General features: G+C 44.8%; 2 pseudogenes. One reads left to right on the top strand and one right to left on the bottom strand.

Annotation, left to right across the window (positions count from 1 at the left end):
• Positions 1-279, bottom strand: a pseudogene (locus tag CF596_RS14480) (transposase); the annotation flags it as partial.
• Positions 280-318: 39 nt separating this feature from the next.
• Between CF596_RS14480 and CF596_RS14470 the strand changes: the two are divergent.
• Positions 319-819, top strand: a pseudogene (locus tag CF596_RS14470) (IS66 family transposase); the annotation flags it as partial.
• Between the last annotated feature and the right edge of the window lie 71 nt (positions 820-890).

Below are 890 nucleotides of genomic sequence, written 5' to 3'. Positions count from 1 at the left end.
AGCGGCTGCTTTACGTAGAATTTCATTGGCACGCTTTAATTCTTTAATTTCACGTTCCATTTGCTTCATTTTTTATTGATCAGATATCTGTTGTACTTTAATAGGATTTTGCTGATCTAAATGCTTTTGATACCAAACACGTAGAGTTTCAGGAGTACAACCAATCTTAGGCGCAATTGCTGTGATCGCAGCCCAATTCGATGGATAATCTTTTTCGGATTCAATCAATAATTGAACCGCTCTATCTCTGATTTCAGGGGTGTATTTTACTTTTTTCATCGGGACATTCTCTCAAGAAAAGTGGTCTCCGACAAACCCAGTACGGTTCACAATCCAGTTCAGGCGGTGATCTATGACTTTCAGGATAGTCGTTCAGGCCAGCATGCTGAAGAGTTCTTGAAAGGCTGGCAGGGCTATCTAGTCTGTGATGATTACAGTGGTTATAAAGCACGTTTTAAATCAGGCCAGGTGATTGAGGTGGGGTGCATGGCCCATGCACGTCGTAAATTCCATGAACTGCATGTAACTGGGAAAAGTCAGGTCGCTGAACAGGCCTTAGTGCTGATTCAGAAACTGTATGCGATAGAAGCAGAACTCAGGAAAAAGACCGATGGTACAGCGGAAGACCGCCGCGAATACCGACAACAGCATAGTCAACCAGTGATGCAACAACTATATGAATGGCTCAACCAACATCATCTGACAGTGCCATCGAGTTCTCCTACCGCCAAGGCTATCAATTACACTCTGAAGCGTTGGCCAGCCTTAAGCCGTTATCTGGATGATGGCAATCTACCGATATGCAATAATTGGGTCGAGGTGCGACACGAAGTCGCTTAATGAAGTTGTTCCCCCTGCGGGAACCACCCGTGTCACCGGGTGAATCTAGA

Source organism: Acinetobacter sp. YT-02 (genome assembly GCF_002412355.1).
Classification (GTDB): domain Bacteria; phylum Pseudomonadota; class Gammaproteobacteria; order Pseudomonadales; family Moraxellaceae; genus Acinetobacter; species Acinetobacter towneri.
This window is presented reverse-complemented; position numbering and strand designations above follow the sequence as displayed.